At 71.7% G+C, this 16,552-nt stretch carries 10 protein-coding genes; 3 read left to right on the plus strand and 7 right to left on the minus strand.

Translation table 11 applies throughout. The features are described 5' to 3' along the window. Positions 1-120: 120 nt before the first annotated feature. The 4 genes from QSK30_RS30835 to fxlM are packed head-to-tail and all read right to left on the minus strand — an operon-like array spanning position 121 to position 5,588. Positions 121-1,296, minus strand: a complete 1,176-nt coding sequence (locus QSK30_RS30835; protein ID WP_285508274.1) for a lanthionine synthetase C family protein — start codon at positions 1,294-1,296, stop codon at positions 121-123. Then, positions 1,293-4,139 (minus strand): lantibiotic dehydratase, encoded by a 2,847-nt coding sequence (locus QSK30_RS30840; RefSeq protein ID WP_285508276.1) that lies wholly within the window; start codon positions 4,137-4,139, stop codon positions 1,293-1,295. Before QSK30_RS30840 ends, QSK30_RS30835 begins: the two co-directional genes overlap by 4 nt. Continuing rightward, entirely contained in the window at positions 4,136-4,342 is a 207-nt protein-coding gene (locus tag QSK30_RS30845; protein ID WP_285508279.1) for an FxLD family lanthipeptide, read from the minus strand. The genes QSK30_RS30840 and QSK30_RS30845 overlap by 4 nt, the downstream gene beginning before the upstream one ends. A gap of 16 nt (positions 4,343-4,358) precedes the next feature. Further along, positions 4,359-5,588, minus strand: coding sequence for a methyltransferase, FxLD system (gene fxlM, locus QSK30_RS30850; RefSeq protein ID WP_285508280.1), 1,230 nt, complete (start codon positions 5,586-5,588; stop codon positions 4,359-4,361). A gap of 488 nt (positions 5,589-6,076) precedes the next feature. Between fxlM and QSK30_RS30855 the strand changes: the two genes are divergently transcribed. Further along, positions 6,077-7,294, plus strand: coding sequence for a PP2C family protein-serine/threonine phosphatase (locus QSK30_RS30855; protein ID WP_285508281.1), 1,218 nt, complete (start codon positions 6,077-6,079; stop codon positions 7,292-7,294). Here the strand turns inward: QSK30_RS30855 and QSK30_RS30860 are convergent. Both QSK30_RS30860 and QSK30_RS30865 read right to left on the minus strand, forming a co-directional pair. Then, positions 7,285-9,675, minus strand: a complete 2,391-nt coding sequence (locus tag QSK30_RS30860) for a SpoIIE family protein phosphatase (RefSeq protein ID WP_285508283.1) — start codon at positions 9,673-9,675, stop codon at positions 7,285-7,287. The genes QSK30_RS30855 and QSK30_RS30860 overlap by 10 nt on opposite strands. Before the next feature lie 34 nt (positions 9,676-9,709). Beyond that, on the minus strand, positions 9,710-14,230 hold the full coding sequence (locus QSK30_RS30865) for a HAMP domain-containing hybrid sensor histidine kinase/response regulator (protein ID WP_285508285.1): 4,521 nt from the start codon (positions 14,228-14,230) through the stop codon (positions 9,710-9,712). A gap of 271 nt (positions 14,231-14,501) precedes the next feature. Between QSK30_RS30865 and QSK30_RS30870 the strand changes: the two genes are divergently transcribed. Beyond that, entirely contained in the window at positions 14,502-14,945 is a 444-nt protein-coding gene (locus QSK30_RS30870; RefSeq protein WP_285508286.1) for an ATP-binding protein, read from the plus strand. Positions 14,946-14,995: 50 nt separating this feature from the next. Next, positions 14,996-15,814 carry a hypothetical protein gene (locus tag QSK30_RS30875; protein WP_285508287.1) on the plus strand — a complete coding sequence of 273 codons (819 nt, stop codon included), beginning with the start codon at positions 14,996-14,998 and terminating at the stop codon, positions 15,812-15,814. Positions 15,815-16,250: 436 nt separating this feature from the next. On the opposite strand, the gene QSK30_RS30880 is transcribed toward QSK30_RS30875, so the two are convergent. Then, positions 16,251-16,552: IS30 family transposase (locus tag QSK30_RS30880; RefSeq protein ID WP_285508288.1), on the minus strand; the 302-nt coding region annotated here is incomplete at its 5' end.

Consider the following 16,552-nt stretch of genomic DNA (forward strand, 5'->3'; position numbering starts at 1 on the left):
TGGTGGTGGTGGTGCGACGTGCTCGGTTGCGGTCACTGCGTCCTCTTTCCGGTCCGGTCGCCAGGCACATCGGCCCTGGCCACCGCATGTTACCCACGGACCGGCGGGAGTTCCGGCGATTCAGCCGACCAGCAGACACCGGTCCCAACCGGTGCGGCTGCGCAGGGCGAGGGCCACGCCGGGACCACCGTCGAGGAGCTCGGGCACCGACTGTCGGGTGAGGAGGGTTGATGGGACGGTGCTCAGGCGAACGGCCAGTGCTCGGGTCAGCTCGGGTGAGTCCGCGTCGGCGGCGGTGCGCCACGTGGTGTGCAACAGGCCCGCCACGCCGTGGCACAGGCCGGGTTCGGTGATCTGCGCCTGCTGGGCCGGATCCCCGAGGCAGTCGAGCAGGGCGGTCTCGGCCAGCCGCTTGCGGGCGCTGTCGCCGGTGGCGAGGGCCGCGAGCTGCTGGGCCCGGGCGAGTCCCGGGGTGCCGTAGCACCAGGACGGTCGGTGCGGTCCAGCACGGTGCTGCCGACCGGTGTCGTGTTCGCGCGCCCCGATGGTCTCGGGCCAGTGGTGGCCGGTCTCGCCGTCTTGGCGCCAGCGGTCCAACCAGGAACAGATCCGGTGGATGGCGTCGTACTGGCCCGCGACCACGACGCCCGCCCGCGCGGCCAGTGCGAGCAGGGCCAAGGGGCCGCAGACGCCGTGTGCCATGCCGAAGTTGCCGTGCCCGCCGGGGTAGCGCTCAGGTGGTTGGCCGTTGGGTCCGTGGTCGGTCCACCAACCGGGGCGGCCGTCGAGCGGGTGGGTCAGGCGTACCAGGTACTCCAGCACGTCGGTGGTGACCCGGTGGTCCGGGTGGCGGCGCAGGTGGTGGGCACCGAGCCCGGTGAGGCCGCGCAGCAGGTCGAACTCCGCCGCCGCGGGTCGTTCGCCGCGGTCGAGGCGGGCGTGGGCGGCGCCCAGGCGCTGGTGGGTGATGTCGGTGACGGCGGCGTCGAGGACGGTGAGCGCCCGTTGGTACCCACCGAGTCCAGTCGCGCCGTGCGCGACGAACGCGACGGCGGGGGCGCCGTGGAACAGCGCGGCCGCGTCGCCGCTGTCCACTCCGGACTCAACGGCGCGGGTGAGCCAGGCGTGCGCGGGTGCCCAGTCGCAGTCCTCGGCGCGTTCGGCGTGCAGCAGGGCGATGCCGGCGGCCCCGTTGGCGAGTGACCCCGGTGGTCCCGTGGTCTGGCTGGTGGCCGGGTCGAGCAGGTCCTGGGCGATGGTGTCGGCGGCTGAGGCGAGTTCGTCGAGCGTGCTCACCGGCGGGCCAACCAGGACACCGCTGTGCCGCGGGCGATGTGGTGGGCGCGCAGTTCAGCGTCGGGGTCCACGCCGTTCACGCGCAGGCAGTGCAGGTGCAGCAACGTGGGCAGGACCGCGTTCGGCTCGAGGTCGGCGTCCGCGCGGCGGAGTTTGGCGTAGTGCGCCACCCGGTCGCGCCGTCGTCGCCAGGCGTCCGACTCGGGGCAGCTCCGTCCGGTGACCCGTGGCAGCGGAGCGGCGGCGGTACGAGGGACGTTGTCGACCAGCCACCGCATGCCTTCTCCCTGCCCGTCAAGGAAAGCCGCGGCGATGTCGACGATTCCGGCCGCGGCGGTGATCTCCGGCTCGGTGTCGTCCGAGCGGGCCAGGACGACCGCGGAGTCGGCCACGAAGACGTCCTCCGCAGCGCGGAGCAGCAGGTGGTCGCCGTACCGGCCCAGCTCGGGCAGGTAGGTGTCCAGTTGCACGCGGCTGGTCAGGCCGCGTGCGCGCAGGTCGGTCGCCCAGCGACCCACCCGACCTCGGTCGTCGCCGACCCGCAGCCGCACCCGCAGGTGGTCGTCGGGGTCGCGGTAGGGCAAGAACCACCAGTCGGGCGGGGTCGGCCACGCGGCCAGCAGCGACGGGACCCGGTCGACGAGGATCTCGCGGTGCCTGCCCGGGTGCGCGTACACCTTCAAGTAGAGCCACGTGCCCGCGCCTGGTAGGTGGCCGTGGCTCGCCCGGGTGACCGGCAGACCTGCCAGTCGCGGCGCGGGCGCGGGCGGGGTCAGGCTCACCACGGGGACGACGACCTCGTGCGCGTGGCCGTCGAGCCAGCCGAACGACTCCGGCGTGGGTGCCTCGTGCAGCGTGAGGCGGTCGCGGCGGCTCAGTTCGGCACGCAGCAACCGCTGCTGTGCCGGGTCGTCGAGGTCCAAGCGCAACCGTCGGTCACCGGCGCCCACCAGCACCGCGCGAGTTACCTCCGCGCGCGCACGCCACGCGTCGACAGCCTGCGTCCACTCCCGCCACGACGCCCCGGGGTCGGGGAGGTCGCGGCTCGTGACCGTCCACCGCGCCGGCGACAGCACGGTGCGGCCGTGTCGGACGCGCGGGAGGAACGGCAGCCTGCTCGCGATGCCCCAGGAGAACGGCTCGGGGACCGCGGACTGCCCCGAGGTCAGCTCGCACAGCAGGCGCACCAGGGGGTGCGCGCGGTGGACCAGTTCCACCGCGGTGAACATCAAGGGTTGCAACACCCTGCGCCGGGAGATCGACACCAGGTGCAGACGATGGGCATCCCCGTACACGGCGAGGTCGTCGAGCGCGATCAAGTCCGGCCCGGCCGTGTCAGGGAACTCGCCCAGGTGCAGGACGTTCGGCAGCAGGGCCGGACAGCGGGCGACGTTGTCAGTGGCCGGGTACAACGGCGGACTGGAGACCTGGATCGGCAGCGCGTCCCCGGTCAAGCCCGGCAGGGCGGCGTACTCGCGGGCCATCCGGTCGCGGTCGGCGGGATCGAGGAGATCGAGGAAGCGGCCTGCGGTAGTCCCGGCCGCTCGGGACAGGCCCAGTGGGTGGAGCTCGAAAACACCGCGCTCCAGGTCCGCGCGGGTGCGCGAGTGCAGGGTGAAGCCGAGTTCGAGGTGTGGCGCCGGTGTCCGGTCGCCGACGGCCAGATCAGTGATCATCTGCTCGTCCAGGACGATCTCGGTCCGCCTGCTCTGCGCCAGGGCCACGAGGTGGAAGTCTCGTTCGGACCGCGCAGGTCGTGCGGGCGCCTCGGCCCTGGAGTCGCGGTAGCCGTCCGGGTAGCCCAGACCGAGCTCGGTGTCGACCAGGTCGGTGAGCGGGACCAGGGCGCGCGGCCCGTAGCGCTCGGTGAACCGGTGGTGGAACCGATGCCAGCGGGTCGTTCCAGCGGGGACGGGGGACAAGCGGGCCAGGAGGCTGACCGCGTCCCCGGCCTCCCGCGCGACCGCGTCCGGGAGCACCAGGGTGCCGGTGAACCGCAGGTCCGCCGACCCGGTCCGCTCCGCGACCGGCACCGGGTTCCTGGATCGCAGGTGGCCCAACGGGTCAGTGACGGTCATCGGCGCGTTCAACGCGGTCAGCAGGATCCGGCGCTCCACGAGGTGGCCGAGCATTTCATCCACAGTGGACTTGTCCGCGGATGGGAACGCGCCACGCACGGCGGCGGCGAGATCGGCCATGGGGGTGGGCCGGGCGGCGACCCGTTCCACCACCTGAACCGCCGCGGTCCGCCGGACTGACACCTCGGCCGCGGGCTCCGGGGCGGACCGCTGCCGCACGTGCGGCACGACCAGCCGTCCGTTTCGCTCGAACGCCAACGGGTTCAGCAGGACCGGTGCCGCGTGCACGGCCCGCGGTGCCGCCTCCAGCTCGGCGGTGGCGGCGGCCAGCCACTCCGCGTCGACCCGCCGGGTCACCCGCGCGCTCCGGGGATCCACAGTGGACTTCCCGGTGCCGAACCGGGCCGGGGCGATCCCGGCGAACAAGCCGAACGGGGTGGCGCGCCAGGTCATCCGCAGCAGGTAGCGCAGCACGGACTCGCCCAACGAGCGACACCGCCCGGGGCGAGTGCGGCGTCCGGACAGCACTTGGTCGACCCTGGCCGCCACCGCGGGGCTCGCCGAGCTGATCGCCGCGGCGACCGCAGGGTCCGACCACACCAGTCCAAGCCAGGCTCGCCACTGCTCTGGGTCGTCGTTCGCGGGTGCCGCCGGGACCTCGCGGTGCGCGGGCAGCGCGGCCGCCCGGAGCAGCGCCGCGTCGACCGCGCGGTAGGCGGGTGCCACCCGACCGGTCTCGTCCCGGGCGGCCCGGCGGGCCGTCATTCGCCGTCAGTGCAACTGTTCGCGCACGCGCTCTGGCAGGTGTGACCGCACCCGTCGTTGGAGTTGCAGGTGCGCCCGGAGTTCCACGTCTGGTCCATCACGACGGTGGTCGAGGTGACCACCGCGATGTCCAGGTCGAACACCCCGGCGAGACTGGACCCGTTGTCGCGTAACGCCTTCGGGTCCTCGGTGGTTGTCGTCATCGGTTCTCTCCCCTGTTCACGTCGCACCCGGCCACGACACGACGATCCGGGTGTGCTTCCGGGTCAGTGCGAACCCCGCGGGCAGGGCCGCGTCCGGTGTGCCCGCGGGCAGCACGGTTATCCGCGCCCGGCGATCGGCCAGGCGGTGGTCGCGGTCCCACGTCCGGATGAGGGCGGTGACCTCGCGCGCCAGCGCGTCGGCGTCCGGGCCGTGGGCGAACACGCCGAGCTCGGCGCGGTCGGAGTCCCCGGCCCGGCGGGTCACCCGGTAAGCGAACTCCTGGTCGCTGAAGCAGGTCGGGGCGCCCCACCGCGCCCACCTGCTGACCAGGCGGCGGTCGACCGCGCTCTGCAACGCCATCAGGATGCCGAAGTGCGCGGTGTGCGTTGCCAGGTAGAGGTCGAGGCCGTCGAACGGTTCCGTGCCCGCGATCTCGACGCCGGACCACTGTTCCACCCGCGGTCGCGCCAGCGCCGCGGCCAGCGCCGCCGGATCGGCGGGCGGGGCGTCGTCGACGCGCAGCCCGACCTCGTCGCCCGCCAGCGGGACGAAGACCTCGTCGTGCGCGCCCGCGCCCTGGATCGCCACGAACCCGGCCTGGTGGTGGTCGCGGTCCACCAGCGCCCCGTCCACCTTCCTGAGCGACACCGACCGGGTCAGGCCGCGCAGCCGAAGTGGCAGCACCATCAGCCCGTCCTCGACCAACTGGTTCCACCAGGTGGGAGGAATATCCCACGCGCCCACCGTGACGATGATCCGGTCGAACGGTGCTTCGTGGGGGACACCGTGTTCGGCGTCGGCGTGCACCGCGCGAACGCCGGGATAACCCGCCTCGTCCAGGAACCGCCGGGTCCGGGCCACGACGTCCGGGTCGATGTCGACGGTGACCACGTGCCCACGCGTGCCGACCAGCTCGGCGATCAGCGCGGCGTTGTAGCCGCCGGAGCCGATCTCCAGCACACGCGTCCCCGGCTCGATGTCCGCCTGTTCCAGCATGGTCGCCTGGATCGCGGGGGCGGAGACGGTGCTGGTCGCGGCGCCGCCGGTATCCCGTTTGACCACCACCGAGCGGTCCGGGTCGTACGCGGACTCGAGGGGGGACTCCGGGGCGAACAGGTGCCGGGGCACCGCGCGAAAGGCATCTGCCACTCGATCGGTGCGCAGTGCGGAGAGCCTGCGCAATTCCCCGATCATCTCCTCCCGCAACTGGCGGGCGCGGTCGATCAGGTCGGAAGTGGAATTCATGCGGGTACTCTTCCACTCCCTCGTCGACCACGATCGTTGCCCTCTGCGTTGTCCACGCCAGTGGCCCCTCTCGGCGGTCTTCACACAGACTGTTCCCGTTGTCGCCCACTAGTGTGATCGCTCCATCGTGGAGAAGTCAGCGGCCAATAGGGTTTCGTGGCACGCTGAAGGTTGACAGTCCCGTCGGGAAATACCCGGGTCGCGTCCAAGAAATGTCATGAGGACATCGGTGGAACCCTACGTCGTAAACTCGCCTAAACGGTGAATTGGGGTATGAACCATTGTGTCGCCTAGCATTGTCCCGATCGCGGGAAAGAGTCGTTGCAACGCCGCAACGGTGGGGTTCGTGCCACCAGAGGTGGACCAATCGGGCGTTCCCAGTCCCCTGACCCAGTCCACTGACCCCGTCGCCTGCTGCCCAGGTCGCCGGATCGCCACACCCGTGCGTGGATCGCCTGCGGCCGGGTGCGGGTGACTAGGCTGCGCGGGTGTCTGAGCCCGCCGGCCTCGCCGATCGCGTGAGTGTGTTGGAGGCGATCACCGATGTCTCGTTGCGCAACCTCGAGCTCGACGAGTTCCTCCGGGTCGTGCTCGGCCGGGTCCGCGCTCTGTTCGGGGTGGACACCGCGACCGTGCTGCTGCACGACCCGGCCACCGGGCGCCTGACCGTCACGGCGACCGCCGGGATCGAGGAGGAGGTCCGGCACGGGGTGACCGTTGAGGTCGGTGCCGGGTTCGCGGGCCGGGTCGCGGCCACTCGCGCGCCGGTGGTGCTCGATCGCGTCGACAGCAGCACCGTGGTGAATCCACTGTTGTGGCGCAAGGGTTTGCGGGCGTTGCTCGGCGTGCCGATGCTCGCCCGCGGTGCCCTGGTGGGGGTGCTGCACGTCGGGTCCCTCACCCCGCGCGAGTTCACCGACGCCGACGCCCACCTGCTGCACCTGGTGGCGGACCGGGTCGCGTTGGCCACGCAGGCTGAGATGACCAGTTCCGAGCGGGCGGCCGCGGCAGCGTTGCAGCGCAGTCTGCTGCCGACGCGGTTCCCGGAGGTCGACGGGGTGCGGTTCTCCGCCCGCTACGTCCCCGGCGCGCCGACGGCGGTCGGTGGTGACTGGTACGACGTGTTCCCCCTGCCCGGCGCGCGGCTGGGCATTGTGATCGGTGATGTCGCGGGCCACGGCCTCGGCGCCGCGGTGGTGATGGGACGGCTGCGCAGCGCCTTGCGCGCCTACGCGCTCGACTACGACAGCCCCGCCGAGGTCCTGACCAAGCTGCACCGCAAGGTCTCCCACTTCGAGCACCCGACGATGGCCACCATCGGTTACGGCGTGATCGAGCTCGACCACGCCCGCGTCACCCTGTCCTGCGCCGGGCACCCGCCACCGGTGCTGGCCGTGCCCGGTGGGCCGAGCGTGCTGGCGCCGGTCCCCGCCGATCTGCCCGTCGGCCTGGGCATCACCGTCGAACGCGCCCGCCGGGACACCGTGCTCGACCTGCCCGACGGCGCGGTGCTGGCCTTTTACACCGACGGCCTGATCGAGCGGCGCGGCGAGTCGATCGACCCCTACCTCGCCCGGCTCGTCGAGGCGGTCACCCCGGACGCGCCGGACGCGGTGTGCGCGCAGGTGATGGCCGCGCTCGTCGGCGCCGAGCCCGCGCGGGACGACACCGCCCTGCTGGTCGCCCGGGTCGGCACCTACCCCTGACGCAGCTGGATCCCGACGATGCAGGTGTCGTCGTCGGTGTCGGAGTTGCTGTGCGTGAGCAGCCGGTCCAGCCGGTGCTCCAGCGACGGCGCGCCCTGCTCGGCGATGGCCAGCAGCCGGTCCAGGGACTCCTCGACGGTGCGGTCCTTGCGTTCGATCAGGCCGTCGGTGAACAGCAGCAGCGTGTCGTCGTCGCGGATCTCGAGGCGGTGCTCGTCGTAGTGCGGCTCGGCCATCCCGCCCAGCAGCGGGCCGGTGATCAGCGGCAGCGTGCTCGCGGTCCCGCCCGCGATCAGCACCGGCGGCAGGTGGCCCGCGCGGGCCCAGCGCAGGCTGTGGTCGGTGGTGTCGAACAGCGCGCAGATGGCCGTCGCGGTGACCTGGTCGGTCAGGTGCCGGGTGACCAGGTTGAGCCAGGTGAGCAGCTGCGCCGGACCGGCCCCGGTGGTGGCCAGGCCGCGCAGGGCGTTGCGCAGCACCACCATGCTGGTCGCCGCCTCGATCCCGTGGCCGGCGATGTCGCCCACGCACAGCAGGATCTGCTGCGAGGGCAGCACCACCGCGTCGTACCAGTCGCCGCCGACGAGGTGGCCCTTCTCGGCCGGGCGGTAGCGGACGGCGACGTCGAGGTTCGGCGCCCGCACGGCGCTCTGCGCGGGCGGCATGATCGCGTGCTGCAGCTGCAGCGTCAGCCGGTTGCGCTCCACCGCGAGCTGCTCGCTGTGCGCCAGCTGCTCGCGGGTGGCCGCCAGCGCCACCTCGGTCCAGTGCTGGGCGGAGATGTCCTGGTACGCGCCGCGGACCGCGAACGCCCCCGGGTGGCAGTCCGGGACCGGCTCGGCGATCACCCGGATGTGCCGTGACACCCCGTCCGAGCGGCGCAGCCGGAACGCGGTGGACGCGGGTTTGCCGTGGTGCAGAAGGGTTCGCAGGAACCGGCCGATGCCGACCGCGTCATCGGGGTGGGCGTGGTCGGCCAGCTGCTCCAGCGGCACCGGGTCGGCGTCGACGGGCAGCCCGTAGAGGCCGAACAGCTCGCTGTTCCAGGCGATCTCGCCGGTGCCCAGGTTCTCCTCGAAGCCGCCGATGCGGCCCAGCCGCTGCGCGTGCTCGATCAGGGTGGCCAGCTTGGCCGCCTCGTCGGCCACCCGCCAGACCAGCAGCACGGTGCCGCGGTGGTTGGTGATGCTCAGGCCCGCGGCGGCGCTGAGCGGCACCTGGCCGACCAGGGTGCTGACCGGCATCCGCTCGGCCCGGAACGGCTCGCCGGTGGCGTGCACCCGCTCGACCCGCTCGAAGACCCCACCCGGCTCGGCGGCCATCGGGTAGGCCTCCAGCAGCAGCGCGCCCATCACCTGCGCGCGGGTGCGCCCGCCCAGGTCGGTGAAGCTCTGGTTGGCGTACTCGATGCGGAAGTCGACCAGCGCGTCGGTGTGGTCGAGGTGCGGGCGCAGCAGCAGCGCGGGGTCGTGCAGGCCGTCCACCAGGGCGACCAGCTCGCCGCCGGGCGCGGGCGCGAGCGGCGCGGGGTCGACCGGGACGTCCAGGGTCCGCGCGCACAGCTCGGCCAGCGCGACCAGCTGCCGCTCGACCTGCGGCTCGGGCTCGTCGATCGGGGTCGGCCAGCACACCTCCAGCACGCCGAGGACCCGGCCGCCGACCGCCGCCGGGACGGCCACCCGGCCACCGGGGGCGTCCCGGTGCCCGATCGAGGGCAGGCCCGACTCGGCGAGCGACCGGTACCAGACCGGGCCGCGGGCGACCAGCGCCGCCCGGGCGGGTGTGTCTACCCCGGGTGGCACGTGCCGCCACCGCCTGCCCTCCTCGGGGTCGAACCCGGCCCGGCCCGCGAGGGTGAGCGTGGCGTCCGCGCCCACCAGCCACACCGCCACGGCCGTGGCGCCGAGCTGCCGCAGCGCGTTGGCCAGCAGCGACTCGGCCACCGCCTGGGTGTCGGCGGCGGCCAGCACGCCGTTCTCCGCGGTCCGCAGCCGCACGGTCCGCGCGTCCGGCCTGGGCCTCGGGGTGCCCTCGTCCGCCGCCGCGCGGGCGAGGGACTCCCGGGCGGCCGCGGTCAGGTCGTCCTGCGCGGCCTCGTCGATGATCTCCGCGGCCAGCGCGGGCCGGGACCGGCCGGTGCGCGCGGCCAGCTCGGCCAGCTGGGCGGCGGCCGCCGCCGGACCGCAGCGCAGCCGCTCGACCAGGATGCCGGTGGCGAGCTCGACCAGGCCGCGCCGCTCGGCGGCGGCCTCGGCCTCCCGGGCCCGGGTCCGCAGCCGCTGCACCGTCGCGGCGAGCCTGCCCAGCGCGTCGACCCCCCGGTCGGGCGGCGCGGGTCTGTCGTCGCTGGTGAGCGCGCGGGTATCGGGCGAGCTGTCCACGGGTGTCCTCGTCGGGGTGGCGGTCCTGCGGTGGTCAGTGCCGGGCGATCCAGCGGTGCACGCGGGCCATCAGGTCGTCGGCGTCGAGCGGTTTGGTGACGTAGTCGGTGGCGCCGGTGGCCAGGCTCTTCTCCCGGTCGCCGGGCATCGCCTTCGCGGTCACCGCGATGATCGGCAGGTCGGCGTGCGCGGGCATGGCGCGGATCGCCGTGGTCGCGGTGTAGCCGTCCATCTCCGGCATCATCACGTCCATCAGGATCAGGTCGATGTCCGGGTGCTCGACCAGCTCGTCGATGCCCTTGCGGCCGTTGTCGGCGTGCAGCACCCGGATGCCGTGCAGCTCCAGGATGCTGGTCAGCGCGAAGACGTTGCGCGCGTCGTCGTCGACCACCAGGACCTTGCGCCCGGCCAGCGGGCCGTCCACCCCGGGCACCGGCGCTGGGGCCGGTTCCTCGACGGCGCGCACCAGCGGCAGCACGTCCTCGGGACCGTCCGCCGACAGGTGCAGGGCCAGCCGCTCGCGCAGCTCGTCCAGGCTGGACAACAGCTCCAGCGGCCCGCGGCCCGCCCGGTCCCGCAGCGCCCGCTCCTGCTCGGCGTCCAGGCGCCTGCCCGCGTAGGCCAGCACCGGCATCGAGCGCAGCGCCGGGTCGGCGTCCACGTCGCGCAGCAGCGCCAAGGCGGCGTTGTCGGGCAGGTCCAGCTCCAGCGCCACGCAGTGGAACGCGCCACCGGTCAGCGCGGCGCCCGCCTCCCGGGTGCCCACGGCGGTGACCACCTCGATCGGCGCGTGCTGCTCGGGCACGTCGACCACCGCGCTCTGCGCGACCAGCGACAGCAACCCCTGCGGCCGCTGCTCGACCACCAGCAGCCTGCGCGGCACCCCGGGCGGCGGCGCGGGCACCCCGGTGACCGCGGCGGCCAGCTCGGCCGGGCGGGCCTCGAAGTCCGGCCTGGTCACCGGCAGGTAGAGGGTGAACACGCTGCCCTGGCCGGGCACGCTGCGCGCGGTGATCGCGCCGCCGAGCAGGTGCGCGATCTCCCGGCTGATCGACAGGCCCAGCCCGGTGCCGCCGTACTTGCGGCTGGTGGTGCCGTCGGCCTGCTGGAACGCCCCGAAGATCGACTCCAGCTGCTCGGCGGCGATGCCGATGCCGGTGTCGCTCACCCGGAACGCCACGATCGGCCCGTACCGCGCGGCGTTGGCGGGCAGCTCGGTGGCCGCGGCCAGGCCGATGGTCAGCTCCACGTCGCCGGACTCGGTGAACTTGACCGCGTTGGACAGCAGGTTGCGCAGCACCTGGCGCAGCCGGGAGTCGTCGGTGAGCAGGTGCTCGGGCACGTCTTGGCCGATGGTCACCCGGAAGCCCAGCCGCTTCTGCGTGGTCAGCGGCCGGAAGGTGGCCTGCACGTAGTCGAGCAGCTGGCGCATCGGCACCCGCTCCGGGGTGACGTCCATCTTCCCGGCCTCCACTTTGGACAGGTCGAGGATGTCGTTGATCAGCTGCAGCAGGTCCGAGCCCGCCGAGTGGATGATGCCCGCGTACTCCACCTGCTTGGGGGTCAGGTTGCGGTTGGGGTTCTGCGCGAGCAGCTGGGCCAGGATCAGCAGGCTGTTGAGCGGGGTGCGCAGCTCGTGGCTCATGTTGGCCAGGAACTCCGACTTGTACTTCGAGGCGAGCGCGAGCTGCTGGGCCCGGGTCTCCAGCTCCTGCCGCGCCTGCTCGATCTCCAGGTTCTTGGTCTCGATGTCCCGGTTCTGCGCGGCCAGCAGCGCGGCCTTCTCCTCCAGCTCCGCGTTGGAGCGCTGCAGTTCCTCTTGGCGCACTTGGAGTTCCTGCGACTGCGCCTGCAACTCCCCGGTGAGCCGCTGGGACTCCTGGAGCAGCTCGTCGGTGCGCGCGTTGGCCACGATGGTGTTGACGTTGACGCCGATGGTCTCCATCAGCAGGTCCAGGAACGCCTCGTGCACCGGGGTGAACCGGCGCAGCGAGGCCAGTTCGAACACCCCGAGCACCTGGTCCTCGACCAGGATCGGCAGCACCACCAGGGCGGTCGGGTCGGCACTGCCCAGTCCGGAGGAGATCCGGACGTAGCCCGGCGGTACGTCCTGCACCGCGATCGCGCGCCTGCTGCGCGCGGCCTGCCCGACCAGGGACTGCCCCGGGGCGAACCGGCGGGCCTCGGTGCCCGGCGGGTCGGCGTGGCCGTAGGAGCCGATCAGCCGCAGCGCCATCCCCTCGGCGCCGTCCTCGGCCAGGTAGAAGCCGCCGTACTGGGCGCCGACCAGCGGCACCAGCTCGTCCATGATCAGCTCGGCGACCACGTGCAGGTCCCGGTGGCCCTGCATCAGCCCGGAGATCCGGGCCAGGTTGGTCTTGAGCCAGTCCTGCTCCTGGTTGGCCTGGGTGGTCTCGCGCAGCGACCCGACCATGGAGTTGATGTTGTCCTTGAGCTCGGCCACCTCGCCGGAGGCGTCCACGCTGATCGAGCGGGTCAGGTCGCCCTCGGCGACCGCGCTGGTCACCTCGGCGATCGCGCGGACCTGGCGGGTGAGGTTGCCCGCGAGGTCGTTGACGTTCTCGGTCAGCCGCTTCCAGGTGCCGGACACGCCCTCGACCTCGGCCTGACCGCCCAGCCGGCCCTCGGTGCCGACCTCGCGGGCCACCCGGGTGACCTCGGAGGCGAACGAGGAGAGCCGGTCGACCATGGTGTTGATGGTCGTCTTGAGCTCCAGGATCTCGCCGCTGGCGTCGACGTCGATCTTGCGGGTGAGGTCGCCCTGGGCGACCGCGGTGGTCACCTGGGCGATGTTGCGGACCTGGCTGGTCAGGTTGTTCGCCATCGAGTTGACGTTGTCGGTCAGGTCCTTCCAGGTGCCCGCCACGTTGGGCACCCGCGCCTGGCCGCCGAGCCTGCCGTCGGTGCCGACCTCGCGGGCCACCCGGGTGACCTCGTCGGCGAAGGCGGAGAGCGTGTCGACCATGACGTTGATGACCCCGGCCAGCGCCGCGACCTCGCCCTTGGCCTCCACGGTGATCTTCTGCGACAGGTCGCCGCGGGCGACCGCGGTGGCCACCTGGGCGATCGAGCGCACCTGGCCGGTGAGGTTGGAGGCCATCACGTTGACGTTGTCGGTCAGGCCCTTCCAGGTGCCCGACACCCCGCGCACGGTCGCCTGGCCGCCGAGGTTGCCCTCGGTGCCGACCTCGCGCGCCACGCGGGTGACCTCGTCGGCGAAGGCGGAGAGCTGGTCGACCATCGTGTTGATGGTTTCCTTGAGCTCGAGGATCTCGCCGCGGGCGTCGACCCGGATCTTCTGCGACAGGTCGCCGCGGGCGACCGCGGTGGTCACCTGGGCGATCGAGCGGACCTGCGCGGTGAGGTTGTCGGCCATGACGTTGACCGACTCGGTGAGGTCCTTCCAGGTGCCGGACACGCCCTTGACGTCGGCCTGGCCGCCGAGCCGCCCCTCGGTGCCGACCTCGCGGGCGACGCGGGTGACCTCGTCGGCGAAGGCGGAGAGCTGGTCGACCATCGTGTTGATCGTGCTCTTGAGCTCCAGGATCTCGCCGCGCGCGTCGACGGTGATGTTCTGCGACAGGTCGCCCCGGGCGACCGCCGAGGACACCTGCGCGATCGAACGGACCTGCGCGGTCAGGTTGCCTGCCATGAAGTTGACCGAGTCGGTCAGGTCGCGCCAGGTGCCCGAGACGCCCTTGACGTCCGCCTGACCACCCAGGATCCCCTCGGTACCGACCTCGCGGGCGACGCGGGTGACCTCGTCGGCGAAGGCGGAGAGCTGGTCGACCATGGTGTTGATGGTGTTCTTGAGCTCGAGGATCTCGCCGCGCGCGTCAACGGTGATCTTCTGCGACAGGTCGCCCCGAGCGACGGCCGTGGTGACCTGCGCGATGTTGCGGACCTGGTTGGTTAGGTTGCCCGCCATGAAGTTGACCGAGTCGGTCAGGTCGCGCCAGGTGCCGCCGACCCCGGGCACCTCGGCCTGGCCGCCCAGCCGCCCTTCACTGCCGACCTCGCGGGCGACCCGGGTGACCTCGTCGGCGAAGGCGGAGAGCTGGTCGACCATCGTGTTGACGGTCTCCTTGAGCTCCAGGATCTCCCCGCGCGCGTCCACGTCGATCTTCTGCGACAGGTCGCCCTTGGCCACCGCCGTCGCCACCTGGGCGATGTCGCGCACCTGGGTGGTCAGGTTTCCCGCCATCGCGTTGACCGAGTCGGTGAGGTCGCGCCAGGTGCCCGAGACGCCCTTGACGTCGGCCTGGCCGCCGAGCCGCCCCTCGGTGCCGACCTCGCGGGCCACCCGGGTGACCTCGGAGGTGAACAGCGAGAGCTGGTCGACCATGCCGTTGAACACCGAGGCGATCTCGCCCAGCAGCCCGTCGGCGTCGTCGGGCAACCGGGTGCCGAAGTCCCCGTCGCGCACGGCGGTGAGCCCGGCCAGCAGCTGGCGCAGCTGCGGCTCCCGCACCTCACCGATCCCGCCGATCCCGCCGGGTTCCCGGTCGACCCTGTCCACGTGCGTGTCGGTCATCGTTTGGCCCTCGTCCGCGCGGTCCGCTGGAAATCCGCACTACCGTACCGATGCCCGCTACCTCGACGCGCCCACCGAGCGCGCCGGGGGCCGGGGACGTGCGCGCGAAGCCCGCGGAAGGCGCCCGGGCTTCAGCAAACTGTCCTTTTAGGACAGGCGCGACCGGGTGGCGACCGGGGGCGGCTCACGGGCGCTTCGTGCCGCGAGCGGCCTTGACCTGTAGTGTTCCTGCGGGGAGCACGAGCACGGCCCGGTTCGGAGGAACAGCGCGATGGCGCCACCCAGTCCCCCTGAGGGAGCCGACAGCGCGCAGGTCGCCGACGACCCGGACACCGGTACCGAGCTCACGGTCCGCGTGGTCGCCCTGGCCGAACACCTGCCCGGCGTCCGCGCCAGGCTGAGCCGGTGGTTGCGCGCCCGGCAGATCCCCGAGCGGGTCAGCGACGACATCGTCCTGGCCGCCGACGAGGCCCTGACCAACGCGATCATGCACGGTTATCAGGACACCGAACCCGGCCCGGTCCTGCTGACCGCGGCCGCCGCCGACGACGCCGTCACGATCCAGGTCACCGACTTCGGCACCTGGAAGACACCCGAGGGCGACGCCGGGACCACCCGGGGCTGGGGCCTGCCCCTGATCGAGTCCCTGGCCCGAGAACTCCGCCTGGACCGCGGTGCGGGCCGGACCACCCTGACGGCCGAGTTCGGCTTCTGACCGGGCCCCTGGGTTACATTGGCGGTTCCCGCAGGTCAGAGGAGTCGTCCGTGCCCGTCCGCCCAAGCCTGTTGCTCGTCACCGACCTGTCCTACCCGGCACGCGGCAGGCGCTACGGCGACGAAGACGTCTACCTGTCGGGCAGGCTGCGGACCTCCTTCGACGTCGCCCTGTGCCACCCACTCGACGCCGCCGCCCTGCTGACCGGCTTCGACGTCGTAATGACCCGCAACAGCGGTCCGGTCTTGCACTACCAAGAGGCGTACTCGGCATTCCGCGCGACGGCCGAGAAGAGCGGGATCGTCGTGTACAATCCACTGGGCGGACGAGGAGACCAGGCGGGCAAGCAATACCTGGTGGACTTGACCGTCGCTGGCTATCCGGTGATCCCGACAGTCGACCGGGCTGAAGATATCGCACTACTGCCGGAAGCCGAACTGTACGCCGTGAAGCCGAAGGCGGGAGCGGATTCGGTCGGGCTGGCATTCGTTCCCCGGGCGGATCTGGTGGTCGACGGCGATATCCTGGTCCAACCACGGATCGACTTCCAGTATGAGGTGTCGTTCTACTACGTGGACCACGAATTCCAGTACGCGCTCTACGCGCCGGACCCGGAACGGCGCTGGGAACTGAAACCGTATGACGCGGATGCGGCGGATCTGGCGTTCGCGCAGAGGTTCGTTGAGTGGAATACGCTGGCACACGGCATTCAGCGGGTGGACGCTTGTCGGACGGGGGAGGGGGAGTTGTTGCTGGTGGAACTGGAAGACCTCAACCCTTACTTGTCGCTCGACCTGGCACCGGAACAGGCAAGGGACAGCTTCATCAACGCGGTCATCACCTCAATCCAGAGCATGCTTGACGCCTGACCAGCAGCTTCGCGCCACGCTACCGCTTCCGTCTACCTTAGCTTCCTTTCTCTTTCGTCCACACTTCTCTCCTTCTTTCCTTTTTCCTTCTTTTCCAATTTTTTGGAACTCTCTGAATGCCGAGCCCGCTGGTACGCAACACCCGCTACGCCAGTGCTCGATTGGGTGGACTGCCTTCGTGTGGGGGAGGAGTACCGCTAAACTTGCCGTGTGGTGGGGATGCCCTTCACCCGCCCTTTTTTCGCCACCGCGGTGCTCTAGGGGCCCCGCGCGAAGGTAGTCCAGCCAATCGAGCCCCGCTCTTACTCGGGCAGCTCGTGGGGTGTGCCGCACGCCGACCTACGGTCGACCGTCTTCGGCGGCTCATCGCTGGGGCTGCCCGAGGAAAAGATAGGGGGCTCGATCTAGTGAACTCACTTCGTGCGGGGCCTTGACCTCAGGTGGTCATCGCGCCACCGTGTTCGACCAGCAGTTCGTTCAGCTTTTCGACGGGTTTGTACCAGTCGAGTGTTTGGCGGGGTCGTCCGTTGAGTTCGCGGGCGACCTCGTCGAGGTGGGCCTGGGAGTGGACCGACAGGTCGGTCCCCTTGGGAAAATACTGGCGGAGGAGCCGGTTGGTGTTCTCGTTCGTTCCACGCTGCCAGGGCGAGTACGGGTCACAGAAGTACACGGGCATGCCGGTGGCCATGGTGAACGCGGCGTGGTCGGCCATCTCACTGCCGCGGTCCCAGGTCAACG

Origin of the sequence: Actinokineospora sp. NBRC 105648 (assembly GCF_030269645.1) — a bacterium.
Taxonomy (GTDB): Bacteria; Actinomycetota; Actinomycetes; order Mycobacteriales; family Pseudonocardiaceae; genus Actinokineospora.